General features: G+C 71.3%; 22 protein-coding genes. 12 read left to right on the top strand and 10 right to left on the bottom strand.

Annotated features, from left to right (window positions below; all coding sequences use genetic code 11):
• Positions 1-7 precede the first annotated feature (7 nt).
• A complete protein-coding gene (locus AB0316_RS17495; RefSeq protein WP_366274318.1) occupies positions 8-1,018 on the bottom strand; it encodes an aldo/keto reductase family protein in 1,011 nt (336 codons plus the stop codon).
• A gap of 215 nt (positions 1,019-1,233) precedes the next feature.
• On the opposite strand from AB0316_RS17495, the gene AB0316_RS17490 reads away from it, so the two are divergent.
• The gene (locus AB0316_RS17490; protein WP_366274317.1) at positions 1,234-1,641 is read left to right on the top strand and encodes a transferase; all 408 of its coding nucleotides are present in this window, start codon (positions 1,234-1,236) and stop codon (positions 1,639-1,641) included.
• A 46-nt stretch (positions 1,642-1,687) separates the two neighbouring features.
• On the opposite strand, the gene AB0316_RS17485 is transcribed toward AB0316_RS17490, so the two are convergent.
• The 5 genes from AB0316_RS17485 to nrdR form a co-directional block, all read right to left on the bottom strand.
• Positions 1,688-3,070, bottom strand: a complete 1,383-nt coding sequence (locus tag AB0316_RS17485) for an NAD-dependent malic enzyme (RefSeq protein ID WP_366274316.1) — start codon at positions 3,068-3,070, stop codon at positions 1,688-1,690.
• A gap of 596 nt (positions 3,071-3,666) precedes the next feature.
• Positions 3,667-4,116: a MarR family transcriptional regulator gene (locus AB0316_RS17480; protein ID WP_366274315.1), complete on the bottom strand. Its 450-nt coding sequence runs from the start codon at positions 4,114-4,116 to the stop codon at positions 3,667-3,669.
• Between the two features lie 62 nt (positions 4,117-4,178).
• Positions 4,179-5,570, bottom strand: coding sequence for an MFS transporter (locus AB0316_RS17475; protein ID WP_366274314.1), 1,392 nt, complete (start codon positions 5,568-5,570; stop codon positions 4,179-4,181).
• Positions 5,571-5,780: 210 nt separating this feature from the next.
• A complete protein-coding gene (locus AB0316_RS17470) occupies positions 5,781-8,711 on the bottom strand; it encodes a vitamin B12-dependent ribonucleotide reductase (protein WP_366274313.1) in 2,931 nt (976 codons plus the stop codon).
• A gap of 129 nt (positions 8,712-8,840) precedes the next feature.
• Positions 8,841-9,347: a transcriptional regulator NrdR gene (gene nrdR / locus AB0316_RS17465; protein WP_366274312.1), complete on the bottom strand. Its 507-nt coding sequence runs from the start codon at positions 9,345-9,347 to the stop codon at positions 8,841-8,843.
• 496 nt (positions 9,348-9,843) lie between these two features.
• Between nrdR and AB0316_RS17460 the strand changes: the two genes are divergently transcribed.
• Positions 9,844-11,178 carry a GAF domain-containing sensor histidine kinase gene (locus tag AB0316_RS17460; protein ID WP_366274311.1) on the top strand — a complete coding sequence of 445 codons (1,335 nt, stop codon included), beginning with the start codon at positions 9,844-9,846 and terminating at the stop codon, positions 11,176-11,178.
• A gap of 129 nt (positions 11,179-11,307) precedes the next feature.
• On the opposite strand, the gene AB0316_RS17455 is transcribed toward AB0316_RS17460, so the two are convergent.
• The gene (locus tag AB0316_RS17455; protein WP_366274310.1) at positions 11,308-11,775 is read right to left on the bottom strand and encodes a LysM peptidoglycan-binding domain-containing protein; all 468 of its coding nucleotides are present in this window, start codon (positions 11,773-11,775) and stop codon (positions 11,308-11,310) included.
• Between the two features lie 241 nt (positions 11,776-12,016).
• Here AB0316_RS17455 and lexA point away from each other — a divergent pair, with 241 nt between their 5' ends.
• Positions 12,017-12,742: a transcriptional repressor LexA gene (gene lexA, locus AB0316_RS17450; protein ID WP_366274309.1), complete on the top strand. Its 726-nt coding sequence runs from the start codon at positions 12,017-12,019 to the stop codon at positions 12,740-12,742.
• A gap of 28 nt (positions 12,743-12,770) precedes the next feature.
• Positions 12,771-13,670, top strand: a complete 900-nt coding sequence (locus tag AB0316_RS17445) for a hypothetical protein (protein WP_366274308.1) — start codon at positions 12,771-12,773, stop codon at positions 13,668-13,670.
• Positions 13,671-13,698: 28 nt separating this feature from the next.
• On the opposite strand, the gene AB0316_RS17440 is transcribed toward AB0316_RS17445, so the two are convergent.
• Complete coding sequence (locus AB0316_RS17440; RefSeq protein ID WP_366274307.1) at positions 13,699-14,652, bottom strand: Sir2 family NAD-dependent protein deacetylase; 954 nt, start codon at positions 14,650-14,652, stop codon at positions 13,699-13,701.
• A gap of 82 nt (positions 14,653-14,734) precedes the next feature.
• Between AB0316_RS17440 and AB0316_RS17435 the strand changes: the two genes are divergently transcribed.
• The 6 genes from AB0316_RS17435 to AB0316_RS17410 all read left to right on the top strand — a co-directional run bounded on the left by AB0316_RS17435 (position 14,735) and on the right by AB0316_RS17410 (position 20,758).
• Complete coding sequence (locus tag AB0316_RS17435; RefSeq protein WP_366274306.1) at positions 14,735-15,682, top strand: LysR family transcriptional regulator; 948 nt, start codon at positions 14,735-14,737, stop codon at positions 15,680-15,682.
• An 89-nt stretch (positions 15,683-15,771) separates the two neighbouring features.
• Positions 15,772-16,353, top strand: a complete 582-nt coding sequence (locus tag AB0316_RS17430) for a peroxidase-related enzyme (protein ID WP_366274305.1) — start codon at positions 15,772-15,774, stop codon at positions 16,351-16,353.
• On the top strand, positions 16,350-17,873 hold the full coding sequence (locus AB0316_RS17425; protein ID WP_366274304.1) for a gamma-glutamyltransferase: 1,524 nt from the start codon (positions 16,350-16,352) through the stop codon (positions 17,871-17,873). Before AB0316_RS17430 ends, AB0316_RS17425 begins: the two co-directional genes overlap by 4 nt.
• An 82-nt stretch (positions 17,874-17,955) precedes the next feature.
• Positions 17,956-19,284, top strand: coding sequence for a cyclopropane-fatty-acyl-phospholipid synthase family protein (locus AB0316_RS17420; protein WP_366274303.1), 1,329 nt, complete (start codon positions 17,956-17,958; stop codon positions 19,282-19,284).
• A gap of 4 nt (positions 19,285-19,288) precedes the next feature.
• A complete protein-coding gene (locus AB0316_RS17415) occupies positions 19,289-20,173 on the top strand; it encodes a DUF1295 domain-containing protein (RefSeq protein WP_366274302.1) in 885 nt (294 codons plus the stop codon).
• 33 nt (positions 20,174-20,206) lie between these two features.
• Complete coding sequence (locus AB0316_RS17410) at positions 20,207-20,758, top strand: cupin domain-containing protein (protein ID WP_366274301.1); 552 nt, start codon at positions 20,207-20,209, stop codon at positions 20,756-20,758.
• A gap of 58 nt (positions 20,759-20,816) precedes the next feature.
• Here AB0316_RS17410 and AB0316_RS17405 read toward each other — a convergent pair whose 3' ends face one another.
• Positions 20,817-23,144: a ComEC/Rec2 family competence protein gene (locus AB0316_RS17405; RefSeq protein ID WP_366274300.1), complete on the bottom strand. Its 2,328-nt coding sequence runs from the start codon at positions 23,142-23,144 to the stop codon at positions 20,817-20,819.
• A gap of 140 nt (positions 23,145-23,284) precedes the next feature.
• The gene (locus tag AB0316_RS17400; RefSeq protein WP_366274299.1) at positions 23,285-24,319 is read right to left on the bottom strand and encodes a ComEA family DNA-binding protein; all 1,035 of its coding nucleotides are present in this window, start codon (positions 24,317-24,319) and stop codon (positions 23,285-23,287) included.
• Between the two features lie 318 nt (positions 24,320-24,637).
• Here AB0316_RS17400 and purU point away from each other — a divergent pair, with 318 nt between their 5' ends.
• Both purU and AB0316_RS17390 read left to right on the top strand, forming a co-directional pair.
• On the top strand, positions 24,638-25,480 hold the full coding sequence (gene purU / locus AB0316_RS17395) for a formyltetrahydrofolate deformylase (RefSeq protein ID WP_366274298.1): 843 nt from the start codon (positions 24,638-24,640) through the stop codon (positions 25,478-25,480).
• 159 nt (positions 25,481-25,639) lie between these two features.
• Positions 25,640-26,986 carry an HlyD family efflux transporter periplasmic adaptor subunit gene (locus tag AB0316_RS17390; RefSeq protein WP_366274297.1) on the top strand — a complete coding sequence of 449 codons (1,347 nt, stop codon included), beginning with the start codon at positions 25,640-25,642 and terminating at the stop codon, positions 26,984-26,986.

The raw sequence follows: 26,986 nt of genomic DNA, 5'->3' as shown, positions 1-26,986 counted from the left end.
CAGGTGGTCAGGCGACGCGCTGCTGGGGCGCGGTCTCCCTCGTCTTGCCCGGGTCCCGCTCCACGATGTCGCCGAGGACGTCGTCGATCTTCTTCATGAGCTCCGGCTCGAGCTTCACACCGGCCGCCTTGACGTTCTCGGCCACCTGCTCCGGACGCGAGGCACCGACGAGCGCAGCGGCGACGTTCGGGTTCTGCAGCACCCAGGCGACGGCGAGCTGCGCCATCGACAGGCCCGCCTCATCGGCAATGGGCTTGAGGTTCTGCACGCGCGTCAGCACGTCGTCGTTCATGAAGCGCTTGATCATGTCCGCGCCGCCCTTCTCGTCGGCGGCGCGCGAGCCCTCCGGCGGCTGCTGGCCGGGCTGGTACTTGCCCGTCAGCACGCCCTGCGCGATCGGGCTCCAGACGATCTGGCTGACTCCCAGCTCCTCGCACGTCGGGACGACCTCGCCCTCGATGACGCGCCAGAGCATGGAGTACTGCGGCTGGCTCGAGATCAATTGGAAGCCGAGCTCCTTTGCGAGAGAGACGCCTTCACGGATCTGGTCGGCCGTCCACTCGCTGACGCCGATGTAGAGCGCCTTGCCCTGACGCACGACGTCGGCGAAGGCCTGCATCGTCTCCTCGAGCGGCGTCTCGGTGTCGTAGCGGTGCGCCTGGTAGAGGTCGACGTAGTCGGTCTGCAGCCGCTGCAGCGAGCCGTTGATCGACTCCATGATGTGCTTGCGCGAGAGCCCGGTGTCGTTCTTGCCGCCCGGCCCGGTGGGCCAGTAGACCTTCGTGAAGATCTCGAGGCTCTCACGCCGCTCGCCCTTGAGGGCCTCGCCGAGCACCGACTCGGCCTTGGTGTTGGCATACGTGTCGGCCGTGTCGAAGGTGCTGATGCCGGCGTCGAGCGCCGCCCGCACGCACTGGGTCGCGACGTCGTTCTCGACCTGGGAGCCGTGGGTCAGCCAGTTGCCATAGGTGATCTCGGAGATCTTCAGTCCGCTGTTGCCGAGGTATCGAAAGTTCATCCTTCCACCGTATGCCGCCACGCCCGATGCGCCAGAGGCGCCCGGTTTGTCGTGAGACGCGTGAATCAGGAACCACCTGGGCGGGTACGAACGTTGCTCCAAAGAGGGTGTCCAACGTTGGCCGTCGGCCGGAATCTTCACGTTCACGTGATCGTTGGATGCCATGTCACGAGCGTGGGCAACGTGCCCCCGCTCCAACCCGGAGGGGGTGCACGATGAGGCGCAGGAAGTACGAGGAGTTCGAAGAGGACAACGGCACCATGCTGCGCTACGCCCGCCACGTCAACGGTGGTGGTTTCGTCGAGTCGCACGCCCACGTCGACCCGACGGCATACGTCGGCGAGCACGCCTACGTCGACCGGGGCGCGGTCGTGGGCGAGGGTGCGCACATCGCGGGCGGGGCCTGGATCGACCGAGAGGCAGTCATCCACGCGAACGCCAACGTCGGCACCAGGGCGCACGTCGCCGCCGGAGCTGTCGTCGGGCGGGACGCACGGATCGGTCCGCGCGCGAAGGTCGGTCCCGAGGCGCACGTCTGGGACGGAGCACGCGTGGACACTGACGAGTCCGTGCCCCCAGGCTCTGTGGTCCGCACGGGAGTCCGCGGGCGTCACGCCGCCTGACCGGGCTCATCACCGCTGCCCGCCGGGACGGCACACGTACGCGACGTCATAGTTCCGCGGCGCGGCGGACCGCCTCGGCGACGGCCGGCGCGACGCTCGTGTCGAACACGCTGGGGATGATGAAGCTCGGGTTGAGCTCGCTCGGCGCCACGGTCCCGGCGAGGGCCTGCGCGGCGGCGACCATCATGGCATCGGTGATGCCGCTGACGTGCGCGTCGAGCAGGCCACGGAAGAAGCCGGGGAACACGAGCACGTTGTTGATCTGGTTGGGATGGTCCGAGCGCCCGGTGGCAACGACGGCCGCGTGCTCGCTCGCCGCCAGCGGGTCCACCTCGGGGACCGGGTTCGCAAGGGCGAAGACGACCGCGTCCGGCGCCATGGTCGCGATGTCGCCGCCCGACAACAGGTCCGGCGCTGAGACCCCGATGAAGACGTCCGCGCCGACGAGGACCTCGCGCAGCGACCCGGTCTCGTGCCGGGAGTTGGTGTGGTCCGCGATCCACTGGCGGAACGGCTCCATCGCCACCTCGCCGCTGTGCACCGCCCCGCTCCGGCCGCAGGCGACGATGTCGCGGGCACCCTGGGTCAGCAGCAGGCGGATGATGGCGTGGCCGGCCGCCCCGACGCCCGACACGACGATCCGGACGTCATCGATGGACTTGTCCACGACACGAAGCGCGTTGGTCAGCGCGGCCAGGACGACGATGGCCGTGCCGTGCTGGTCGTCGTGGAAGACCGGGATGTCGAGCAGCTCGCGCAGGCGCGCCTCGATCTCGAAGCACCTCGGCGCGGAGATGTCCTCGAGGTTGATGCCGCCGTAGACGGGGGCGACGGCACGCACGATCTCGACGATCGCGTCCGCGTCCTGGGTGTCGAGGCAGACGGGCCAGGCATCCACTCCCCCGAACTGCTTGAACAGCGCTGCCTTGCCCTCCATGACCGGCAGGGCTGCGAGGGGCCCGATGTTGCCCAGCCCCAGCACCGCCGACCCGTCGGTGACGACGGCGACCGTGTTGCGCTTGATCGTCAGGCGCCGCGCGTCCTCGGGGTGCTCGGCGATGGCACGGCACACCCGGGCCACCCCCGGCGTGTAGGCCCGCGAGAGGTCGTCACGGTGCTTGAGCGGCACCTTCGGCTTGACCTCGATCTTGCCGCCGAGATGGAGCAGGAACGTCCGGTCGCTGACCTTGCGGACGACCGCGCCGGGCACCCCGGAGATCGCAGCCGTGATGGCCTCTCCGTGCGCCTCGTCCCTAGTGTCGCAGGTGACGTCGACGACGAGCCGGTCCGTCCGGCTCTCAGCGACGTCCAGTGCCGTCAGGGCGCCGCCCGCCGAGGCGACGGCGGTGGTGAGCGCGGCGGTGGCGTTGGCCGACGCAGGCACCTCGACGCGGACGGTGATGGAGTAACCAGGACTCGGGGTCGCCATGGCCCGTCCTCTCTCGGAGCGGCAGTGCCCGTCCCGACCAGTCTGCACCCGGGATGCGCACGGCCGGCTCGGCATCCGTGCCCGCGGCTGCCGACCCGGCAAGCTGCCGGCCTTCTTGGTCTTGCCGGACGGAGGCGGATTCGGCTCGTTCGAGTGGGACTGACAGCGCTAGGCCGCTAGCACGCCGTCTGAGAGGACCTGCGCCGCGTGCTCGACATCCGCCGGCAGGGAACGGATCACCTGGCGGCTGCACACGCCCATGCCGGCGGACTACTTCGCCATTGCGAGCGTGGTGGCCTGACGGGGGGATTCAGTCGGTGGAGTCTCCGGAGACGCGCGCCGGAGCCGACATGAGGCGCTCCTCCAGGCGCTGCATGGACAGGAGCAGCGCGAAGCCGAGCAGAGGGGTGGCGAGTGCGAGGACGATCACGGTGAGTCTCCGTCGATAGTGGGCGTGCGGCCGGTGCGGTGCTCCCGGTTCTCTCGATGCCGTGGAGCGCGAACCGACCACGCTCTTCATACCCACGCGTTCGCGATGTGCACCCGGCCTGTCTCGCTGATCAGCGCGCCAGCGATCCCCGCCGATCGTCCCCGGATCAACGCGGCGAGCGGCCCGGAGACGACACGTCGGCACGGGCGTCGATGGCTCGCACGAGCGCGTCCAGCGCGGGCATCGCCGCTTGCAGGAGGTCTCGGTGTCCCGGGTCCAGGTGCCCCAGCGCGTCACCGAGGATCGCCGCATTCGTCGCCTGCCACCGGCGTACGGCTTCCTCCCCGGCCGTCGTCAACGAGAGGGCCACCGCGCGCCGGTCCGCTCCGCCGCCCGCGCGCGTGAGCAGGTGCCCGCGCTCGAGCCCGTTGACGAGAGTGGTGACGGAGTTGGGGGCCAGCTGCAGCACCCGTGCCAGCCGGCTCGGGCGGATGCCGGGATTCTCGGCGACACACGACAGGAGCTCGAGCTGGGCCACCGACAGCGCGTTGGCGGGGGCGCTCGCCCGCGCCGCCCGGCGCATCGCCCGGCGCAGACGCGCGACGAGGTCGGCCACCACCAGCTCCGTCCGTGGCGGCTCGTGAAGCTCGGCGCTTTCTCCGGTGGCCGCGGCCCCGGTCACCGTGGCTCCGTGAAACGGCGAGCGGCTCCTGCCGTGGCCGTCGTCGCAGCGGCGAAGGCGAGAAGAGCGAGAAGGGCGGGCCGTGCCCCCGACTGGGATCCGGAGCCAAGGCCGTTCGTGTCGGCCAGGTGCAGCGACAGGGTCACCACCGCGACACCGAGTGCCGTGCCGAGGCTGCGGGCCATGTTGACGAGGCCGCCTCCGCTTCCGGCAGTGCTGGGCGAAAAGGCGGCCATGATGGCCGAGTTGTTGGCCGGGATGAACAGGCCCAACCCCAGGCCGAGCGCGAGGAGCCACCCCGCCGCCCATCCTGGCCGGGTGGGGAGGGCGACGAGCGCCGACAGCGCCACGAGGCAGAGCCCGCCCCCGATGAGTCCGCGCCGACGCGCGCTCCAGCGTGGCGGGAGCACGGGCTCCGCCAGGACGGCCGCGACGGCGAACCCGGCAGGCAGGGCCGTGAGGACCAAGCCGCCCGACCCGTGGGCGCCGAGGACCTGGGGGAAGAGGGCGAGAGGCCCGAAGAGCACCAGGTAGGCGCACAGCGCCCCGAGCAGACCGACCGAGACGGCTCGGGGCCGTAGCGCCTCGAGGTCCACGAGCGGGTTGGCGGCGCGACGCTCGCGCAGCACGAAAACGAGAAGTAACGCGACCGAGACGAGGACCAGCGCCGCAGCTGCCCAGGCTGGCAGCGGAAGTCCCGAGAAGCCGGACAGCCCCACCAGGAACACCGTGGTTGCGCCCGCGAGCAGGAGGAGACCCGGCCAGTCGAAGCGTCCGAGCCCTGTGCGCTGCCGAGTGCGCGGCAGCATGTATCGGCCGGCGACCATGGCGACGATGCCGACGGGCACGTTGACCCAGAAGACCCACCGCCAGCCCACCGAGGCGACGAGGAGCCCGCCGAGGGCGGGGCCCAGCGCCAGGCCGAGTGCCTGCGCCGCAGCCTGGACGCCGAGCGCTGCGCGCATCTTGGCGCGAGGGACGCTCGTCACCACCAGGGCGACGCTGTTGGCCTGGAGCATCGCGGCACCGACAGCCTGCACGACGCGAAAGCCGATGAGCCACCCGAGGCTCGGGGACAGGGCGCAGGCGGCCGAAGCCGCCGTGAAGACGGCGAATCCTCCGAGGTAGACGAGCTTGCGGCCTGCGGCGTCGGCCACTCGCCCGGCCGCTGCCACGAGACCCACCAGGGCCAGCAAGTACGACAGGGACACCCACTCGACCGCGGCCAGCGGTGCGTGGAACTCGGTCTGCAGCGCCGGGAAGGTCAAGGTGACGATGCTCGCGTCGAGCTGGCCCATGAAGGCGCCGAAGCACACCGTGCCGACGGCGAACCAGCCGGCCATCCGGTGCTCACGCACGGCCCGGGGCCGTGACGGTTCCAGCAGCATGACGCCTTTCCAAAGACCGGGGATGCAGGGTTGTTCTCTGACAGAACATCTTAGGTCCATCGCAGCGGGGCACACGACGAGGGCCCGACCCCCTCGTGGGGTCGGGCCCTCATCACCGGCGCCAGGTCATCCCGAGTGCGTCGCCCGGAAGACTGCTGGCCGGTTGGATGTCACTCGCTGCCTCGCTCGTGCCATCCGCCACCGATGCGATCAGCTGCAGCCGCTGGTACTGCCGCAACCCTCGCAGACGTAGCAGGAGCCGGCGGGACGCATCTTGGTGCCGCAGGTCATGCAGATCGGCGCGTCGGCCGTGATGCCGCCGAACTTCTCGAGCAGCTCGGCCGAGCTGTGCACGTCACCCGAGGCCTCACGGACCGAGGCGGCACCGGCGCCCGACTTGACCTCGGCCGCAGCGCCCTGGACCTCGGTCTTGGACGTCTCGTCGGCCTTGGGCTCAGCCTTCTTCGACACGGGGGCCGACTGCTGCAGCGACTCGAGCTCCTCCTCGAGGTCCTCGTCCGACTCGTCGGACTCGACGGCCTCGTAGGAGCCGGTCTCGACCTGGCGGGCCCGCTCGGCAGCCGTGTGGATGCCCATGAACGAACGGGTGTCGAAGTCGAGGTAGTCCAGAGCCAGGCGCCGGAAGACGTAGTCCATGATCGACTGCGCCATGCGGACGTCGGGGTCGTCGGTCAGGCCGGCGGGCTCGAAGCGCAGGTTCGTGAACTTCTCCACGAACGTCTCGAGCGGCACGCCGTACTGCAGGCCGATGGACACGGCGATCGAGAAGGCGTCCATCACGCCGGCGAGCGTCGAGCCCTGCTTGCCGAACTTGAGGAAGATCTCGCCGAGCTGCTGGTCGTCGTAGGTGCCGGCCGTGAGGTAGCCCTCGGCGCCACCGACGGCGAACGACGTCGTCTGGGACGAGCGGCGCTTGGGCAGGCGGCGACGCACCGGGCGGTACTCGATGACCTTCTCGACCTTGACCTCTGCGGCAGCAGCGTCCGCGGCGGCCTTGTTGTCCTTGGCAGTCGAGCCACCGTCGGACAGGGGCTGGCCCACCTTGCAGTTGTCGCGGTAGACCGCCAGGGCCTTGATGCCGAGCTTCCAGCCCTGCATGTAGACGTCCTCGATCTCCTCGACCGTGGCCGTCTCGGGCAGGTTGACCGTCTTGGAGATGGCGCCGGAGAGGAACGGCTGGGTCGCGGCCATCATGCGCACGTGGCCCATCGGGGAGATGGCGCGCTGGCCCATCGCGGTGTCGAAGACCTCGTAGTGCTCGGGCTTGAGGCCGGGCGCGTCGACGACGTGGCCCTTGTCGGCGATGTACTCGACGATGGCCTCGATCGACTCCTGCTGGTAGCCGAGCTTCTTCAGGGCCCGCGGGATCGTGAGGTTGACGATCTGCATCGAGCCGCCGCCGACGAGCTTCTTGAACTTCACGAGCGAGAAGTCAGGCTCGATGCCGGTCGTGTCGCAGTCCATCATGAAGCCGATGGTGCCGGTGGGGGCCAGCACCGACGCCTGGGCGTTGCGGTAGCCGTGCTTCTCACCGAGCTTGACGACGTCGTCCCACGCCTTCGTCGCGAGCTTGTGGACGTCGGAGTCCATCGCGTCGAGGGTCTTGATGTTGTCGTTGGCCGCCTGGTGCTTGCGCATGACGCGCTTGTGTGCCTCGGCGTTGCGGGCGTAGCCGGCGTAGGCGCCGACGACACCGGCCATCTCGGCGGAGCGCTTGTAGGCGGCGCCCGTCAGCAGCGAGGTGATGGCGGCAGCGAGCGAGCGGCCACCCTCGGAGTCGTAGCCGTGGCCGGTGGCCATGAGCAGCGCGCCGAGGTTGGCGTAGCCGATGCCGAGCTGGCGGTAGTTGCGCGTGGTCTCGCCGATCGGCTCCGTCGGGAAGTCCGCGAAGCAGATGGAGATGTCCATCGCCGTGATGACGAGCTCGACGACCTTCTGGAAGGTGACGGCGTCGAACGTGTCGTCGTCGCGCAGGAACTTCAGCAGGTTGAGCGAGGCGAGGTTGCACGAGGAGTTGTCGAGCGACATGTACTCGGAGCACGGGTTGGAGGCCGTGATGCGGCCCGTCTCCGGGTTGGTGTGCCAGGCGTTGATCGTGTCGTCGTACTGGATGCCGGGGTCGGCGCACTCCCAGGCGGCCTTGGCGATCTTGCTGAAGAGGTCGCGGGCGTCGACCTCCTCGATGACGGAGCCGTCGAGCCGCGAGCGCAGGCCGAACTTCGTGCCGTCCTCGACCGCCTTCATGAACTCGTCGTTGACGCGGACCGAGTTGTTGGCGTTCTGGTACTGGACGGAGACGATGTCCTTGCCGCCGAGGTCCATGTCGAAGCCGGCGTCGCGCAGCGCACGGATCTTGTCCTCCTCGCGCGCCTTGGTCTCGACGAACTCCTCGATGTCGGGGTGGTCGACGTCGAGCACGACCATCTTGGCGGCGCGACGGGTGGCACCACCGGACTTGATCGTGCCGGCCGACGCGTCGGCGCCGCGCATGAAGGAGACGGGACCCGAGGCCGTGCCGCCGGAGGAGAGCAGCTCCTTGGAGGAGCGGATGCGGGAGAGGTTGAGGCCGGCGCCGGAGCCGCCCTGGAAGATCTTTCCCTCCTCCTTGTACCAGTTGAGGATCGAGTCCATCGAGTCGTCGACGGAGAGGATGAAGCAGGCGGAGACCTGCTGCGGGCTCTTGGTCCCGACGTTGAACCACACGGGCGAGTTGAACGAGAAGACCTGGTGCAGCAGGGCGTGGGTGAGCTCGTGCTCGAAGATCTCGGCGTCCTCGGGCGAGGCGAAGTAGCCGTTGCTCTTGCCGGCGGCGACGTAGGTCAGCACGACGCGGTCGATGAGCTGCTTGAGCGAGGTCTCGCGGGCGGCCGTGCCCACGGCGCCACGGAAGTACTTCGTGGTCACGATCGTGCTGGCGTTGACCGACCAGAAGTCGGGGAACTCGACGCCGCGCTGCTCGAAGATCGTCTCCCCCGTCTTCCAGTTCTGCTGGACGACGTCGCGCTTCTCCCACGTCACCTCGTCGTACGGGTGGACGCCGGGCGTGGTGTAGATGCGCTCGATCTTGACGCCCTTGGCGCCAGCCTTCGAGCGTGAGCTGCGGTTACCGATCTCCGTCATGTCGTGCGGCCTCCCTGACCGAATCTGCTGCTGGGAATGAGTCTTGCGTGGAGCACCGACAGTGCTCGGGCGCCCCGGTGGGCGTTGGAGCGCCGATGGCGCCGAGGGTTTGAGGCTGGGTGGAGGGTGTTACCGCTGGGCGCCGAGCCCGTCGACCTGCGAGGGAGCTGCGGGCTCCTCCCCCAGGGCGGCACGCTCGGCTCGCAGGAGCGCGATGGCTCCCTCGAAGTCCTCGAGGCTCTCCCACGCCTGGTAGACGCTGGCGAACCTGAGGTAGGCGACCTCGTCGAGCTCTCGGAGCGGCTCCAGGACGGCCATGCCGACCTCGTGCGCCTCGATCTCGGCGTTGCCCTGCGACCGGATCGCCTCCTCGACCTTCTGGGCGAGAAGGGCCAGGTCGTCCTCGCTGACGGGCCGTCCCTGGCATGCCTTGCGCACGCCGGAGAGCACCTTGGACCGACTGAACGGCTCGGAGGCACCCGACCGCTTGATCACGTTGAGACTCGAGGTCTCGAGCGTGGTGAAGCGGCGGCTGCACTGGGGACACTGACGACGGCGACGGATGCAGGCCCCGTCGTCGGTCGTTCGCGAGTCGATGACCCGCGAGTCGGTGTGGCGGCAGAACGGGCAGTGCACGCCTGGCCACCTCCCTCTCCCCAGCTCGGACGTTCGCGGAACGCCCACCCATCCGGCACGATTCCCCACAGGTGTCCATGGGCTGCACCGGAGTTCGTGGAACCGGTGACGCCTGGGGACGACCTGGGGACGACGTTGGGGATGACCTGTGCGTAACCCCCATCGAGTTGGGGACTACATGTGGACGTCTTACATCTGTGTAACTACTAGATGTTGGGGTAACTGTAGGCGCGCTGTGACCTGCACCGCAAGCAGATCGCCGAAGTGCCCGCGTGTCGCGCCGCTGACCTGCACAAACGCCGTGGAGCTCTCTTTCCGGACGGCGTGTCGGGCGCGCGCCACCCCTACATCTGGGGGCCCCGGGCGCCCACCACTCCCCCATGTGCGGCCTCCGGGCATCGCTGCGGAGCAGCCGAGGACGTATGCCGTCTCGCGCCGCACGCTCGCACCTGCCCGGTGCTTGCCCCTGCAGCGCTGATGTCCGAGGCTTCCTTCCGTGACGACCCGGACAAAGCACCCGCCGGCCGGCTCCTGGCAGCGTCGAGAGGCAGCGCTGCGGGACTACGACGTGCTCGGCAACGCGCCCCAGAAGGAGCTGCAGGCGCTCGTGGAGATCGCCGCACAGGTGTGTCGAGCGCCCCGAGCCGCGATCAACCTCATCAGCGCGACCCACCAGCACCAGGTGGCCACACTGGGGTTCGACGCCTCGATCTGCACCCGTGAGGACTCGATGTGCGCGGCCGTGCTCGAGCACACCGCCCGGGTCGTCGTGCCCGATGCACGACTGGACGAGCGCTTCCGCCACAACCCCTTCGTCACCGGACGGCTCGGGGACGTCCGCTTCTACGCCTCGGCGCCGCTCGTGACCCCGGACGGAGTGGCGATCGGACGCCTCTGCGTCTTCGACTCGCATCCGCGCCAGCTCGATGCAGAGCAGGAGCAGGCGCTGGGCACGGTGGCCGAGCGGGTCGTGGACGTGCTTGAGCTGCGGCTGCGCACCAGGCGCCTGGAGAGCTCGCTCGAGGCGCTGACCCGCACCCAGCAGGAGCTGCACCGGTCGAACGAGGCGCTGTCCGTCTTCACCGGCCAGGTGAGCCACGACCTGCGGACGCCCCTGACCGCCATCATGGCCAGCACCGAGCTGCTCGGGCAGGAGGACTCGGTCAAGGACGACAAGTGGGCCCAGCGCCTGGTGACGACGGCGCACCGTGCCGCCACCCGGATGGCCGGGATGATCGACCAGATGCTCGCGTATGCACTGGTGGGCGCTCAGCTGCAGCGCAGCCCGACGGATCTCGGCGACGTGCTCGCCTCGGTGCTCGAGGACCTCGCGCCGACGCTGGGCAGCGCAGGGGCGACCGTGAGTGCGGGCCGGTTGCCGACCGTGTCCGTGGACCGGCAACAGCTGTACTCGGTCCTGCTCAACCTCGTCTCGAACGCCGTCAAGTACGCCCGCCCGGACGCCGCGCCGGTCGTCGACGTGAGCGCCGAACGCCGGGGCGGGTCCTGGCGCATCCAGGTCCGCGACAACGGCATCGGGATCGCCGAACAGGACCGCGAGACGGTGTTCGGGCTCTTCCACCGGGCACCGGACGCGAAGAGCTCCGTCGAGGGCAGCGGCATCGGGCTCGCAACCGTCAGGCGGATCATCGAGGCCCACGGCGGCCTGATCGGGATCAGCGGCGTCGAGGGGCAGGGCACGAACGTGTGGTTCGAGCTGCCCGGCGAGGACCACGACGGCGACCCCAACAGGTACACCAGCAACGACACCGACCACGACAACCCTCCCAAGAGCAATCACGCCAGCGGTCACGACATCGACGAGGCCTGATCCAGGAACGCCGCACCCCCTGCAGGGGATGCGGCGTCCGGGGGCGGCCACGGCGGGGTCGAAGCGCCGCAGTCGCCAGCCGCAGAGGTGGAGCCAACGCGGCCGATCTGGGGGACGGGCGTGCGCCCGTCAGTGGGCGGGGATGACGAGCTGCTGCCCCGCGTGGATCTGTGACGTGCTCAGGCCGTTGGCGACCTGCAGCTCGACGACGCCGTCGGTGACGGACAGCTCGGGAAGCTCGCGAACTGCGATGCCGGACAGGGTCTGGCCCGCGTGCACGGTGATCGTGCGGGCATCCCCACTGGCCGAGGCGAGCTGGCCCGCGAGACCGACGCCGAGAACGGCGATGACGCCGGCGACGAGCACAGTGCGCACGAGGCGGCCGAAACGCGTCAGCCGCATCGTGGGTGCGGCGCCGCAGACGCGCTCCGCGTCGGCCGCACGGCCACCGGCACGGCGGGCGAGGACTGCATCCCGGCCGGTTGGAACGAGCACGAGGTGCCGCTCGACACCCCGCCCGACACCCTGCTCGACGTGACGCCGGGCCTTCCGCTCGACACCGGCCTGACGAACGTCCTCGACGACGACGGCGCTCATGGTGACCTCCCCTTGCTCGTGATCCGGCGAACATGTGTTCGATAGAACGTCTGTACGATTTCTAGCACGCCTCGGCGACGAAGTCGAGACACGCATCGAACACATGTTTGGCAACTGTGTTCGAAACTCGTAGTCTGTGCTCACATCAGACACCTCAGCAGCCACCACTGACACTGGTCCCGACACAGCGACATCCGGGGAGTCAGCCGCGGTCTGAACGAGAGCCGACGAAGGGAACACCATGGGCGTGACCGAGCTCCCCGACCGCGAGAACGGGGACGGCCTGACCGTCCGCCAGCGGCGCGTGCTCGAGGTCATCCGCAACTCCGTCGACCGGCGTGGCTACCCGCCGAGCATGCGAGAGATCGGCGACGCCGTGGGCCTGGCCAGTCCCTCGAGCGTCTCCCACCAGCTCAACGCCCTCGTGGCCAAGGGCTACCTGCGCCGCGACCCGAACCGTCCGCGCGCCCTCGAGGTCGTCTCCCCCGACGCAAAGGCCGAGGACCTCGGCTACCGCGCGGGGTCCGGCGAGCCGGCCCGCCCAGGCGGCGACCAGTACGACACCGAGACCGACTCGGGCGATGCCCGACCGCAGGCCTCGTACGTGCCGGTGCTCGGGCAGATCGCCGCCGGGGTGCCCATCACCGCGGAGCAGGTCGTCGAGGACGTCTTCCCGCTGCCGCGCCAGCTCGTCGGCGAGGGCGAGCTCTTCCTCCTCAAGGTCACCGGCGACTCCATGGTCGAGGCCGCGATCTGCGACGGTGACTGGGTCGTCGTGCGCCAGCAGCAGCACGCCGACAACGGTGACGTCGTCGCTGCGATGCTCGACAACGAGGCGACCGTCAAGACGTTCAAGCGCAAGGACGGCCACGTGTGGCTCATGCCGCACAACCCCGACTTCTCCCCCATCGACGGCGACCACGCCACGATCCTCGGCAAGGTCACCGCGGTGCTGCGCCGCATCTGAGCGGCTGCGACGCGGACCAGGCCGCCCGATGGCCCACGAGCGCACGCGCGACGTCGTCCTCACCTACCGCTACCTGCGGGGGGCGATGATCGGGCTGCTCCTCATGCTGCTGCTGTCGGTCGGCTACCAGTGGTGGTGGGAGACCGGGCACTCCTGCTGGCTGGGTTCCATCAGCGCGTACTACTACACCCCTGCCCGCGGCATCTTCGTCGGGGCCCTCTGCGCCCTCGGCGCCAACCTCATCGCCTACAAGGGGCACTCGGCGGAGGAGGACGTGCTGCTCAACTTCTCGGGCCTGATGGCCTTCGTCGTGGCCCTGGTCCCGACCGAGCCCGACGGGCGGTGCGGGCCCAACGCATACACCCAGACGGCACCCGAGATCGCCGCCGCCGTGCGCAACAACATCTGGTCGCTGCTCGTCGTCGCCGTCCTCGCGGCTGGTGTCGTCGCCTGGCTCCAGCGTCCCGGCCGGGCGGCCGCGCGCGCCCGACGCACCGTGCGCTCGGTCGTGGTGAGCATCGCCTGCGGTGCGGTCGTGCTCGGTGAGCTGGTCCTCTTCCTCGCCCTGCGCGACCGCTTCATCGCCCTCAGCCACGGGATCGCGGCCGCCACCATGGTCGCCGGCGTGATCGCCGTCATGGTACTCAGTGCCCTGCGCGTCGACGAGCGTCACCAGGGCCGGGCCGACGGTCGCGGCTCCGTCTACAAGCGGATCTACATCACCCTCGCCGTGGCCCTCGCCGTGGCCCTGGGCACCGCCGTGCTCACCGCCGTGAGCGTGGCCGGCCTCGACCACCTCGTCCTCGTCTCGGAGGTGATCATCATCGCCTTGTTCGGCACGTACTGGGGCGTGCAGACCAAGGAGCTGTGGGACCTGCGCGATGCGCACGGGCCCGAGGCGCGCGCCGCGGGCCCGACCGCCGAGTGACCCGGGCGAGGATCGGCCGGCGCACGCCTCAGTGCCCCAGCCCGTTGCGCAGTCGGGTGAGGGTGGGGCCGAGCGGGGCGTGCAGGCGCAGGGTCGCCTCGCCGTCGCCGCGGGTCGCCGAGCGGGTCACGATCGCGACGGGCACGTCCCTCTGGTGCGCCCGGCGCACGAACCGGTAGCCGCTCATCACCGAGAGCGACGATCCCAGCACGAGCACGGCACCGGCGGCCTCGACGAGGCTGAAGCACCGCTCGACGAGCGCCTTGGGCACCGACTCACCGAAGAAGACGACGTCCGGCTTGACGGTGTCGCGGCCGCACACGAGGCAGCGGGGCGCGTGGAAGGACTCCACGAGGGCGTCGGCCAGGACGATGTCACCGTCGGGGCGCACCTGCTCTCCCCACTGCGAGCCCACGGCCGTGGCCGCCTCGGCGAAGCGCTCCATGAACCCGGGGTTCGCCTGTGTCATTCGCTCGTGCAGCCCGATGCGCGAGGTGTACTCCCCGCAGGTGAGGCACACGGCGCGATCGAGCGAGCCGTGCAGCTCGACGACGTCGGTGGCACCGGCCGCCTGGTGCAGGCCGTCGACGTTCTGCGTGATGACCGGTCCCACGTAGCCGCCCTGCTGCAGGTCGGTGACGACGCGGTGGCCCTCGTTGGGTTCGGCCGCATTGAACCGCTGCCAGCCGATGTAGCTGCGCGCCCAGTACCGCCGCCGCGCCTCGCTGGAGCCAGCGAACTCGCCGTACGTCATGGGCTCGACCCGCCGGGTCCCGTCCGGGCCGCGATAGTCGGGGATGCCCGACTCCGTCGAGAGACCGGCCCCCGACAGCACGACGACCCCGCCGCCACTGACGAGGTCGACGAGGTCCTCGAAGGTGCCGAGGTCGTGGGTCTCGAGCGGGAGGGTCCGGGTCGTGGACAGCCGGGTCGTGCCCGTCGCGGCGGTCGACTGCGGGGGTATGCCGTTCGGCTGCTGCACGTCGTCAGCCTACGTCTGCCCCCGGCCGGGTCGAAAAGCGCGGCACCGCCCTACTTCCATAATCGTCCGTTATGCTTTGTGCATGATCGATGCTGCCGGCCTGCGGGTCATGAAGGCCATTGCCGACGAGGGAAGCTTCACCAGCGCCGCCAACGCCCTGGGCTTCACCCAGCCGGCCATCTCGCAGATGGTCCGCCGCCTCGAGCAGCGCACCGGCACCGTCCTCGTCGAGCGCTACGGGCGCCAGGTCCGCCTCACCGAGGCCGGCCAGGTGCTGGCCCGGCACGCCGTGGGCGTGCTCGCGGCCCTCGACGCCGCCGAGGAGGAGATCACCGCTATCGCCGGGCTGCGTGCCGGACGGGTCCGACTTCAGGCCTTCCCGAGCTCGTCGGCGACGCTCGTGCCGCGCACCTTGGCAATCCTCAAGGCACGCCACCCCGACATCACCGTCACCTTCACCGAGGCCGAGCCGCCCGAGTCGCTGGCCGCGCTGCGCAACGGCGACTGCGACGTGGCCGTCGCCTTCGCCTACGAGGGCGCCGAGCTCGGCGAGCTCGAGGAGGACCTGTCGCTCCTGGTCACGCGGCGCCTCATGGACGACGAGGTGCGCCTCGTCGTCCCCGGCGGCCACCCGCACGCCCACGACGAGGCCGCGACCCTCGGTGACTTCGCGAGCGAGGAGTGGATCGCCGGCTGTCCCCGCTGTCGCGGCCACCTGCTGTCCCTCGCCGACACGGCGGGCTTCCGCCCCAACGTCGCCTTCGAGACGGAGGACTACGTCGCGCAGCTCGGCCTCGTCACCGCCGGGCTGGGGGTGGCCCTCGTCCCCGACCTGATCCTCAACGCCGCCAAGCACGACCAGGTGGCGATGCTGCCGCTCTCGCCCGCCTCGCGCCGCCAGATCCTCGCGGTGACCACTCCCGACCTCCAGCGCGTGCCCGCTGTGGCGGCAGCGCTCGACGCCCTCTGCGAGGCGGCTGGCGCCGACCCCACGGTTTCCCCCGCCGAGCTCGCCGGCGCCACGGCCTGACACCGGGCCGGACGGCTCGACCACGTCGCGGGGTCGACCCGCCGCGTCACGCGCGAGCGCGCCGGCACCACCCGGCATACGGTGGGCCCATGGGTGACCGCGACCGCATCTCCTACCTGCCCGTGCCCGGGCGCGACGACGTCCCCGAGGGCGTGAGCCGCCTGTGGGACAAGGCGCAGGAGGCCTTCGGCTTCGTGCCCAACGTCTTCCGGGCACAGGCCCTCAACGGCGAGCAGTTCCTCGCCTGGTGGGGCTACTTCAACCTCCTCGTCAACAAGGAGGGACACCTGAGCAACGCCGATCGCGAACTGCTCGCCGTCGTGGTCAGCAGCGTCAACCGCTGCACGTACTGCGAGGTCAGCCACGGCGCCGCGCTCCGTGAGTACACCGGCGAGGCTGTCACGGCAGACCTCGTCGCCTCCAACTGGCGCCAGGCGGGACTGCCCGAGCGGGAGTATGCGATGGCCTCCTACGCCGAGAAGCTCACGCTGCACCCGGCCGAGGTCACCGAGGCCGACCTTCAACCGCTGCGCGCCGTCGGGCTCGACGACCACCAGGTGCTCGAGCTCGTCCAGGTGGTCGGCATGTTCAACCTCACCAACCGGGTCTCGACGGCCCTCGGCTTCGTGCCCAACGCCGAGTACCACGCGAGCGGCAGAGCCGACTCGTGACTCGCGTCGCCGTCGCTGCCCCCGGGCCCAGCGCCCTGGCCGCCGGGCTCGAAGCCGCTGCCGAGGGCGGCAACGCCGTGGACGCCGCGGTGGCCGCCGCGGTCACCGCGATGAGCACCGAGCCGGGGATCGTCAGCCTCATGGGCGGCGCCTTCGTCAGCATCTGGCCCGCCGGTGGCGACCCGGTCGTCGTCGACGGCAACGTCGAGATGCCCGGACGCGGTCTCGACCCGGCCGCGTTCGGCCGGGGCGTGCGCCAGGTCAGCACCGACTACGGCGGCGGCATCACCATCGGCGCCGGCCACGGCTCCGTCGCCAACTCCGGTGCGGTGCAGGCACTCTCGCTCGCCAGGGACCGCTTCGGCAGCCTTCCCTGGGGCCGGCTCGTGGAGCCCGCCGCCCGTGCCTGCAGAGAGGGCTACCGCACGGGCGCCTCCGCCGCCCTCTACCTCGGGCTCGTGCGCGACTCCCTCTTCGGCGAGGATCCCGAGGCCCACGCGCTCGTCACCGGCGCCGACGGCGGCCCGCTCGAACCCGGCGAGACGGCCCTCAACCCGGACCTCGCCGACATCCTCGATCTGCTTGCCGCACAAGGCGCCTCACTGTTCACCACCGGGGCGGTGGGCCGGGTCCTCGCGGAGTGCATGGCCGCGCACGGCGGCCTCGTCACCCAAGCCGACCTCACGGCATACGAAGCGGTGGTGCGCACGCCAGTCCTGCGGACGCTGGGCTCCTTCCAGGTGGCCCTCAACCCGCCTCCGTCGGTCGGCGGCCCCATGCTCGCGGCGATGCTCGGGCAGCTGGCCCGCCACGAGCACTGGACCTGGGCCGAGGTCATCGACATCCAGCGGACGGTGCTCGCCTACCGCCTCTCGGTCCACGACCGCTCCACGGACCTCGACGCCGACGGCCACGCCCTGCTCGAGGCGGTCGAGCGCCACGGCCTGGCGGGGCTTCCCACCTCGGCTTCGACCGCGCACGTGTCGGCCGTCGACGAGCACGGGAACGCCTGTGCCATCACGATGTCCGCCGGCTACGGCGCCGGCATGGTGATCCCCGGGACGGGCATCCTGCTCAACAATGCCCTCGGCGAGCCGGAGCTCAACCGGCTCGGGCTGCACGCGGTGCCACCCGGCACCCGGCTGGCCTCCAACATGGCGCCGACGACCGGCCGCAGCGCGACCGGCGGGGCTCTCGCGGTCGGGTCTCCCGGGGCCGACCGGATCACGACGGCGCTGATGCAGGTGCTCGGCAGGGGCCTGCTGCGCGGCGAGGACCTGCAGCACTCCATCGACGCACCCCGCCTGCACGTGCACTTCCTCGACGACGGCACCCCGCGGATCGAGCACGAGCCGTCGGAGGAGATCGCCGCGGCCGTCGAGGCGAGCGGCCTTGCCTCCCATGCCTATCCGGGTCCGCACATGTACTTCGGCGGCGTGGGGGCGGCCGTGCTGGGACACGACGGGCTGGTCGCGGCCGGCGACCGACGGAGGGAGGCAGCTGTCGGGGTATCTCCCTGAAGGGCACTCTCGCGGTGCACCCATCCGAAACGAGTCGGGCACCGAACCATCCCGAGTCGACCCCGAACGAGAGGCCACCGAGATGACCCTGACCGACGAGCGCCCCGAGGCACCCGCCGCCGCCCCCACCATCACGTCCTCACCCTCCGGCATCGCCCCCCGGCTCGCGGCGGTTGTGGAGCCCCTGTTCGGTGGCCGGCTGCCGGTGCGGCTCAAGGCCTGGGACGGGTCCGTCGCCGGGCCGGCGGAGGCGCCGACCGTGGTGCTGCGGGACCCGGACGCCCTGCGCCGTCTCGTTCGGCACCCCGGCGAGCTCGGCCTGGCCCAGGCCTACGTCACCAGCGAGCTCGACGTCGAGGGCGACCTGCTCGACGGGTTCCGCCGCGTGTGGGCCAGCGCCCGTGGCCTGAGCGGAGGACGCCCCTCGGCGCGAACGCTCGCAGGGGCTGCTGCGGACGGCATACGGACGGCCCTCGACCTCGGGGTCGTCGGGCTCCCGCCCGAGCCGCCGGCCTCCCAGGCGCGGCTGCGCGGGCGGCTGCACTCCAAGCGCCGCGACCGCAGCGCCATCGAGCACCACTACAACCTCTCCAACGACTTCTACTCGCTGATCCTCGACCCGCACATGGCCTACTCCTGCGGCTACTGGACGAGCCGCGAGGCCGGTTACACCGTCGAGGACGCGCAGCGCGACAAGCTCGACCTCGTCTGCCGCAAGCTCGGCATCGAGCCCGGCGGCCGGCACCTCGACATCGGCTGCGGCTGGGGGTCGCTGTCGCTGCACGCGGCCGAGCACTACGGTGCCCAGGTCGTCGGCGTCACGATCTCCAGCGAGCAGAAGGCGTTCATCGACGAGCGGATCCGCGAACGCGGCCTCGAGGGGCGGGTCGAGATCCGCCTGCAGGACTACCGCGAGGTGCCGGACGGGCCCTTCGACACCATCTCCTCGATCGAGATGGGCGAGCACGTCGGCAAGCGGAACTACCCGACGTTCACCGGCCAGATCCACCGCCTCCTGCGGCCCGGCGGCCGGGCTCTGATCCAGCAGATGTCGCGCACGACCCGGCCGGGCGGCGGCCCGTTCATCGAGGCGTTCATCGCGCCCGACATGCATATGCGCCCCGTCGGCGAGACCGTGGACCTCATCGAGCAGGCAGGCCTCGAGGTGCGCGACGTCCACGCGATGCGCGAGCACTACGTGTGGACGGTCGGCGCCTGGTACGACACCTTCGAGGCCAACTGGGACAAGGTCGTCGCCATGGTCGGCGAGGAGGTGGGCCGGGTCTGGCGGCTCTACCTCGTCGGGGGCGCCCTCGCGTTCGAGGAGGGCCGTATGGGCGTCGACCAGATCCTCGCCGTCAAGCCGACGGCCGACGGCCGCAGCGGTATGCCGGCCTTACGGGCCTGGTGACTGCGTGACCTCCGTGTCCCTTCCCGCGCACCTCGCCGCGGCTGCCGCGGTCGAGACCGCGCAGACCGGAGCGGGGTTCGACGGTGGCGGCTTCGGCCGCACGCTGGGGCTGACCGCCGTCACCGTGGTGGTCGTCCTCGCCGTTACCTTCGTCGTGGCGCTCCGCGCCGGTCGGCATGCCGTCATCGACGTGACGTGGGGACTGGGCTTCGTCGCGATTGCCGTCGTCGCGGTCGTCACGAGCGCGGGACACGGCGACGGGCTGCGCCGGTGGCTCGCGCTCGTGCTGACGGCGCTGTGGGGGCTGCGGCTGGCCACGCACATCTGGAGCCGGTCCCGCGGCAAGGGCGAGGATCCGCGATACGAGGCGATGCTCGCCCGCGCCGACGGCGGCCCGGACCGGTACGCGCTGCTGCACATCTACCTGCCGCAGGGTCTGATCATGTGGTTCGTGTCGCTGCCTGTGCAGGTCGCGATGTTCGTCGACGGCGGCCTGGCGTGGGTGCTGTGGGTCGGTGTCGCGGTATGGGCCGTCGGGCTCTTCTTCGAGGCGGTCGGCGACCTGCAGCTCGCGCGATTTCGGAGTGACGAATCCAACCGGGGCCAAGTGCTCGACACCGGGCTGTGGAGGTACACGCGGCACCCGAACTACTTCGGCGACGCGTGCGTCTGGACCGGTCTCTTCCTCGTCGCCGCCAGCGCCTGGCCGGGTGTGCTGACGGTGCTCTCCCCCGCGGCCATGGTGTGGAACCTCTATGCGGGCACCGGCAAGAAGCTGCTCGAGAAGGACATCGGCGACCGCCGCCCCGCCTACGCCGACTACGTGCGGCGCACGAGCGGGTTCTTCCCGTGGCCGCCGAAGCCGGCCGACCGCCACGTGCGCGGCTGAAAAGGCTTCGAGCACGTCGGCGATGATGGGCGCATGCGCCCCGCTCTCGCCGACCTGCTGGACCTGCAGCCCCATCCCGAGGGCGGGTGGTATCGCCAGACGTGGGTGGCACCCGAGACGGTCACGCTCCCGGACGGGCGGCAGCGTGCGACGGCCACCCTCGTCCTCTTCCTCCTGCCGGCCGGTGAGTCGTCCGCGTGGCACCGGGTGTCCTCCGACGAGGTGTGGCTCGCCCACCACGGCTCCGTCACGCTCGAGCTCGGCGGCGACGGTCCGGCCCCCGGCGAGACGACACAGGTGAGGCTCGGGCCCGACCTGTCGGGCGGCGAGGTGGCCCAGGCCGTCGTGCCGGCGCGCGTGTGGCAGCGGACCGTGCCCGTCGCCACCGACGCCCTGGTCAGCTGTCTCGTCTCGCCCGGCTTCGACTTCTCCGACTTCCAGCTCGCCGCTGACGGCAGCGGCCACGAGGACGAGGTGCCTGATGGCGACGGCCCACAGGGCGGGGACGACGACGTGGTACGGCGCGCGCCGGCCGGGCCCGAGGACGCTCCGGTGGACCCGTCCGAACCGGCCAACCCCGCCTGACGGCAGGGCCATCTCCCAAGGCGCGAGCCGGGCAACCGTCCAGCGACACGCTCGCCGCTCACCTGGAGACCGCCCGGACGTCGCCATTGTCGGCCACGACGGCGACGTCGCCCTCGAGGTCGGTCCGGTGCACCTCGAATCCCCTGTCGTGCAAGGCCTTCATCGTCGCCGGCGCGGGGTGCCCGTAGTCGTTGTCCTGACCGACGCTGATGAGGGCAAGGCGCCCGTCGACGCGGTCGAGCAGGCGGTCGTCGCGGTTGCTCGACCCGTGGTGGGCAACCTTGAGCACGTCGACGCTCCCCCAGCGTCCCGGGTCCAGCTGCGTCTCGTGGAGCACCTGTCCGGCGGCCTCCCGCTCGATGTCTCCGGCGAGCAGCACGGTCAGGCCCCGGATGTGCATGGTCATGACGACAGACCCGTTGTTGGGCACCGAGCCGGCCTCGATGCGGCGAGCCGGCCACCACACGTCCGCGCTGATGCCGCCTACGGTGAGCCCTTCGCCGGCCCTCAGCTCGCCGAGGGGGACGTGTGCAGCCGCCGCGAGCTTCGACACGTGAGCGGCCTCGGCCGGCGGCTCGAGCACCGGGGAGGCGCGGATCTCGGCGACCGGGCGCTCAAGGACCGCGGATAGCCCTCCGACGTGGTCTGCGTGGTAGTGCGTGAGCACGAGGAGGTCCACGGCCGTGACCCCGATCCGGTCGAGGCAGGCCCGCATCGGCTCCGGGTCCGGCCCGGTGTCGACCACGACGACGTGCCCGGCGCCGTTGTCGGCGACCAGTCCGTCGCCCTGCCCGACGTCACAGGCGATGAGCGCCCAGCCGGGCGGGGGCCAAGCGACCACCGCCGTCGGGGCGCCCAGACCCGAGGCGAGCACGACGACCGCGACAGCCACTGTGGGCCGTTGCCGGGTCCGGTGCCAGACCCACGGGGCGGTGAGGACAGCTGCGGCCGTCAGCACGGCGAGGAGGACTGCGGCTGCCGCCGAGTCACCCCAGTCGATGCTCCCCAGCGGGAGCGCGGCGCACCACCGCGCCACGACCGCGATGGCCTGGGCCGGGAGCGCCGCACCCCAGGCGAGCCAGCTGGCCCCGGTGACCCAGACCACCGACACGAGCCCGACGGCGACGCCCACGATGGTCGTGGGCGCCACGAACGGGGCGGCGAGGAGGTTGGCGAGCACCGCCACGATCGAGACGCTGCCCTGGAGGGGGACGACGACCGGGGCACACACCACCTGCGCCGCGATCGGGATGGCCAGCACCGGCCCGAAGGGCTTGAGCGGTCGGGGAAGCCGGCGGGCGATGGCCCTCCCCCAGGGAGCCGCGAGGACGAGCAGGCCCAGGGTCGCGACGCTCGAGAGCGCGAAGCCGTAGGACCTGGAGAGCCAGGGATCCCACACGAGCAGCACCACGATGGCGGCGGCGAGCGCCGGGACGCCGGCTCGCCGTCGCGAGGTGGACAGCGCGAGCAGGCCCACGAGGCCCATCACGGCAGCCCGGACGACGCTCGGCTCCGGGCGGGCCAGCACCACGAAGGCGAGCAGGGCCACGGCCGCCACGGCCGGTCTCCACCGTCGGGAGAGCCCCAGGAGGCTGCACAACCACATCACGGCAGCGAGGACGAAGGTCACGTTGCTGCCCGAGACGGCGCTCAGGTGGCTCAGTCCCGTCTGGAGCATCGCCGCCGTGAGATCAGCAGGGGTGCTCGACGTGTCGCCGACGACCAGCGCCGGCACCAGCCCGCTCGCGTCGGGCCACAGGCCGGCAGTGGCGGCGCGGAGCCGGGAGCGGACGGCATCGGCCGCTTCGAACACCGCACCGGGTGCAGCGACGATGCGCACATCCCCTTTGGGCGTTGCGGTGGCGACGACGTCGTCGCCCGGTTCTGCAGGCGCCAGACGCACCACCGCCTCGATCTCGTCGCGCCAGTGCAGGCCCGCCCACTGCGGGCCCTGTCCGATGACCAGCACGGGGCTCGTCACCGCGGTGGTGCGGCCACGAGCGACCACCTGGGACACGTCGAGCCGCACGACCGACACCCGTCGCCCTGGGCTCGGGTCGTCCTCGCTGCCATGACCACCGCCTTGCACCAGTCGCGGCTCGGCGGCGACGACAGCCTGCACCGTGACCACGGCCCGCTGCGTTCCCAGGTCGGCCACCGGCCCGGCTCCACGGACGGCGCGGTGCCCCGCGGCAGCCCCGAGCAACAGGGCCAGCACGGCGCACGCCGTCGCGACCGCGCGCAGACGGTCCGCACCGGCGAGCCCGGCGCGGCGGTCAGGGCGCGCGGCGAGCACTGCGGCCGCGAGCGCCACGGAGGCGCCACCCGCCACCATGCCGATGGGAGCCACCAGCCCGACGAAGGCCAGGACGGGCCAGGCGAGCACGACCGGAATCAGCAGCCGCAGGTCCAGCCGCCGCGGCGTCCGCGGCCGGACCCTCCGGAGAGTCTCCCGACCGGTCAGGACGATGAGAGAGGGACCTCGCGGTGCCTGCTCTCGTTCCGGCGCCTCGCCCGACCGATGGGTCACAGCGTCACCTTCGGCCTGAGCTGCGCCAGCATCTTGTCGCCGATCCCGCTCACCTCACCGAGCTCGTCGATCGAGGTGAACCGGCCGTGCTCGGTGCGCCAGTCGACGATCCGCTGCGCCAGGACAGGGCCGACCCCCGGGAGCGTGTCGAGGGCTGCGACATCGGCAGAGTTGAGGCTGACCAGGGCGGATGACCCCGGGGCTCCTGCGGTTCCGCCGGGTCCTGATGCACCGCCCGACCCGGTGCCGCCGCCGGCGGGCACGCCGGCGGCCGCCACGGGCGCTTCTCCGGGTCTCGGCACCCGGATCTGCTCGCCGTCCTGGACCAGCCGGGCGAGATTGAGAGCTGAGAGGTCCGCTCCGCGCAGGGTGCCACCAGCCGCCGTGATGGCATCGGCCACACGCGCACCCTGCCGCAGCTGGACCACGCCCGGTCGGTTCACCTGCCCCACGACATGGACCACGACAGGACCCTCCCCACCCCCGACGACCGTGGCACCCGATCCGACAGGGGCGCCCGGTGCGCCGGCCACACCCCGCGGATCGCCGGCAGAGGCCGCGGACTGGGACGCGGTCGCCCCCGCCGCGCCCGCCGCAGCAGTTGGCACTCTCGCCGCAGCCGCCGTGCCGCCGACGACCTGGACGGTTGGTGCAGCGCCCGTCGCGGTCTGCGCCGCGGCGGCCGACCGTTCGGCCCACAGCACGCGCACCAGGAAGGCGCACCCCACGGCGACCACGAGGGCGAGCAGCGACACCAGGGCGGCACTGCTGACCCCACGTCGACCGGAACGGATCTCGTCGGGCACCGTGAGCAGTGCAGGCCGGCGGGCCCGTCGCAGGTCCGCGTCGAGCAGGGAGACCTCGTCGTCGGGCGCGGACTGCGCCACTCGGCGCACGACCGACCGAAGCTGCCCGACACCCTGCTGCACGCGGCTCTCGCCTGCAGACTCGTCGGACCAGTCGTCAGGGTCGGAGGGCTCGAGCGAATCGGACGGGTCGGAGCCGTCGAGGACCTCCAGCACGTCGGCCACGCCGGACGACGCTCCGGGTGGGGACGGCACCCAGCCTCCCGACCGCTTCGAGCGCTCACGCGCGGCCGGCGAGGCGCCCGTCGACGCAGACACGTTCCCGCCCCCGAGAACCCGTGCCGCACGCTCGAGGTCGGGTGGTCGCGGGGAGCGTCGAAACGGCATACGGCGACGTTAGGAAGGGAGTGGCACCCACGGAGCGGCCGCACCCCCGGGCTGGGGACAAGCGTGGCGGCCGTCCAGGGGATGTGGACGGCCAGAGTGCGAGACGTCCCGCGCGTCGATTCAGCCCCGCGCCCACCCCTGGGCCAGACTGCCCCAATGGCCCGGCACATCATGACCCTCACCTGCGACGACCGACCCGGCATCGTCGCCGCGGTGTCCGCAGCGCTGCTGGCCGTGTCGGCCAACATCGTCGAGAACCAGCAGTTCTCCGACGAGGACACCGACCTGTTCTTCATGCGCACCGTGTTCGATGCGGAGCCGCACGAGGTCGAGCAGGTGCTGGACGCGGTCCGGCGCAGCCCGGCGATCGCGCACCACCACCTGGCGGCCCGTCCCGAGGACGAGCACTGCCGCACCATCATCCTCGTCAGCAAGTTCGACCACTGCCTGCTCGACCTGCTCCACCGGTGGAAGTCCGGCGACCTGCCGATCGACATCGTGGGCGTCGTCAGCAACCACGAGGACTGCCGCGGGCTCGTCGAGTACTTCGGGCTGCCGTTCACCGTCATCCCGGTCACCGCCGAGACCAAGGCCGACGCTGAGGCCGAGCTGCTGCGGATGGTCGAGGCCGACCAGGTCGGCCTCGTCGTGCTGGCCCGCTACATGCAGATCCTCAGCGACCACCTGTGCACGGCGCTCGAGGGCCGGGCCATCAACATCCACCACTCGTTCCTGCCGGGCTTCAAGGGCGCCAAGCCCTACCACCAGGCCCACGACCGGGGCGTCAAGCTCATCGGGGCCTCCGCGCACTACGTCACCGCCGACCTCGACGAGGGGCCCATCATCGAGCAGGACGTCGTGCGGGTCACCCACGCCGAGTCGCCGGAGCGGCTCGTGGCCATCGGCCGTGACGTCGAACGTCGCGTGCTCTCCCGCGCCGTACGCGACCACGCCGAGTCCCGCGTCTTCCTGTCGGGACGCCGCACCATCGTCTTCTGACACCTTCTGGCACGCGCTCGTATGCCGCGTGGCCCCGTCGGCGGGTCTCGTGGCGAACACATAGCGTCCTGATAGCAACGCCGGGCACTTCTTCCAGCCTCGAGACCTACGTTCGCGCCTGACAGTGAGGCGATGCGCGAGGACGGCGGTACGGGGCAGATGGCCAGAGCACGACAGGGCAGGGGCTGGCGCAGCCGCAGGGTGGTCGCCGTCGTGGTGGCCGCAGTGGTCCTGGCCGGTGGTGGCGTGGCGTACGCCGTGGGTCACCGGAGCCCCAGCGCGCAGGCGCAGCCGCGCACGCTCACGGTCTCGCACGGCACGGTCCAGCAGACTGTGTCGGCGAGTGGCACGATCGAGCCGGCGACCGAGGACGACCTCTCGTTCCAGTCCGCCGGCACCGTCGACAGCGTCGGCGTCGAGGTCGGCCAGCACGTGAGCAAGGGGGAGGTCCTGGCCTCGATCGACACGACCTCGCTCCAGAGCCAGGTGACGCTGGCCCAGGCTGTCGTCACCCAGGCCCAGGCCCAGGTCACGGCCGCCGCCTCCAGCGGCTCAGCGAGCCAGATCGCTGCGGCCAACGCGCAGCTGGCGTCCGCGCAGGCCAAGCTCGTGGCCGCGCAGCAGGCGCTCTCCCAGGCCCGGCTCACCTCGCCGATCGACGGAGTCGTCGCAGCGGTCAGCGTCAAGGTCGGCGCCACCGTGGCGGGGTCCGGCTCCGGCTCCGGTGGATCTGGCGCCTCGGGTAGTTCTGGCGGCTCGGGCTCCTCGGGCGGGGCGGGCCGCGGCTCCTCCGGCGGCACGGGCGGCGGAGCGGGTCCAGGCAGCTCCGGGTCCGGTGGCCAGTCGGCGTCATCCACGGCCTCGAGCGGAGCGGCCGTCTCGGTCATCTCCACCGACGCCTGGGTCGTGCAGACCCAGGTGGCGAGCGCCGACCTGGCGAACCTCAAGAAGGGGCTGCAGGCCCAGATCCTGCCCAACGGCTCCCGGACCACGATCTTCGGGACGGTGGACTCGATCGGCATCGTCGCGTCGTCCAGCTCGAGCGGGACGTCCGAGTTCCCCGTGACGATCGCCGTCACGGGCACGCCGAAGGGGCTGTATGCCGGCACGGCCGCGACCGTCTCCATCATCGTCAAGCAGCTCGACGACGTGCTGACCGTGCCGACGGCTGCCCTGAGCAGCTCCGGTGGGCGCACCACCGTCACCGTGCTGCAGGGCGGCCAGCAAGTGAGCACGCCCGTCACGGTCGGGCGCATCTTCGGTGCGCGCACCGAGGTGACCAGCGGACTGTCGGACGGGGCACAGGTGGTCATGCCCGGGGTGTTCGCCGGAGCGCGCGGCTCCGGGGGCGGCGGCGGAACGGGCTCGGACACAGGCGGTTTCGGTGGCGGTGGTCTGCGTGGTGGAGGCGGCTTCGGCGGTGGAGGCGGCGGCTTCGGTGGCGGGGGCGGCGGCTTCGGTGGCGGGGGCGGCGGTTTCGGCGGCGGCGCCAGGAACGGTGGCTGA

It is taken from the genome of Terrabacter sp. NPDC080008, assembly GCF_040702505.1.
Lineage (GTDB): Bacteria > Actinomycetota > Actinomycetes > Actinomycetales > Dermatophilaceae > Terrabacter.
The sequence above is the reverse complement of the archived record's forward strand: the minus strand, read 5'-3'. Positions and strand labels throughout refer to the sequence as shown.

Bases quoted from the DNA above. Each gene is read 5' to 3' on its own strand.
- AB0316_RS17495 (WP_366274318.1), bottom strand. From the start codon at position 1,018: ATGAACTTTCGATACCTCGGCAACAGCGGACTGAAGATCTCCGAGATC.
- AB0316_RS17490 (WP_366274317.1), top strand. From the start codon at position 1,234: ATGAGGCGCAGGAAGTACGAGGAGTTCGAAGAGGACAACGGCACCATG.
- AB0316_RS17485 (WP_366274316.1), bottom strand. From the start codon at position 3,070: ATGGCGACCCCGAGTCCTGGTTACTCCATCACCGTCCGCGTCGAGGTG.
- AB0316_RS17475 (WP_366274314.1), bottom strand. From the start codon at position 5,570: ATGCTGCTGGAACCGTCACGGCCCCGGGCCGTGCGTGAGCACCGGATG.
- AB0316_RS17470 (WP_366274313.1), bottom strand. From the start codon at position 8,711: ATGACGGAGATCGGTAACCGCAGCTCACGCTCGAAGGCTGGCGCCAAG.
- AB0316_RS17455 (WP_366274310.1), bottom strand. From the start codon at position 11,775: ATGAGCGCCGTCGTCGTCGAGGACGTTCGTCAGGCCGGTGTCGAGCGG.
- lexA (WP_366274309.1), top strand. From the start codon at position 12,017: ATGGGCGTGACCGAGCTCCCCGACCGCGAGAACGGGGACGGCCTGACC.
- AB0316_RS17445 (WP_366274308.1), top strand. From the start codon at position 12,771: ATGGCCCACGAGCGCACGCGCGACGTCGTCCTCACCTACCGCTACCTG.
- AB0316_RS17435 (WP_366274306.1), top strand. From the start codon at position 14,735: ATGATCGATGCTGCCGGCCTGCGGGTCATGAAGGCCATTGCCGACGAG.
- AB0316_RS17430 (WP_366274305.1), top strand. From the start codon at position 15,772: ATGGGTGACCGCGACCGCATCTCCTACCTGCCCGTGCCCGGGCGCGAC.
- AB0316_RS17420 (WP_366274303.1), top strand. From the start codon at position 17,956: ATGACCCTGACCGACGAGCGCCCCGAGGCACCCGCCGCCGCCCCCACC.
- AB0316_RS17410 (WP_366274301.1), top strand. From the start codon at position 20,207: ATGCGCCCCGCTCTCGCCGACCTGCTGGACCTGCAGCCCCATCCCGAG.
- purU (WP_366274298.1), top strand. From the start codon at position 24,638: ATGGCCCGGCACATCATGACCCTCACCTGCGACGACCGACCCGGCATC.
- AB0316_RS17390 (WP_366274297.1), top strand. From the start codon at position 25,640: ATGGCCAGAGCACGACAGGGCAGGGGCTGGCGCAGCCGCAGGGTGGTC.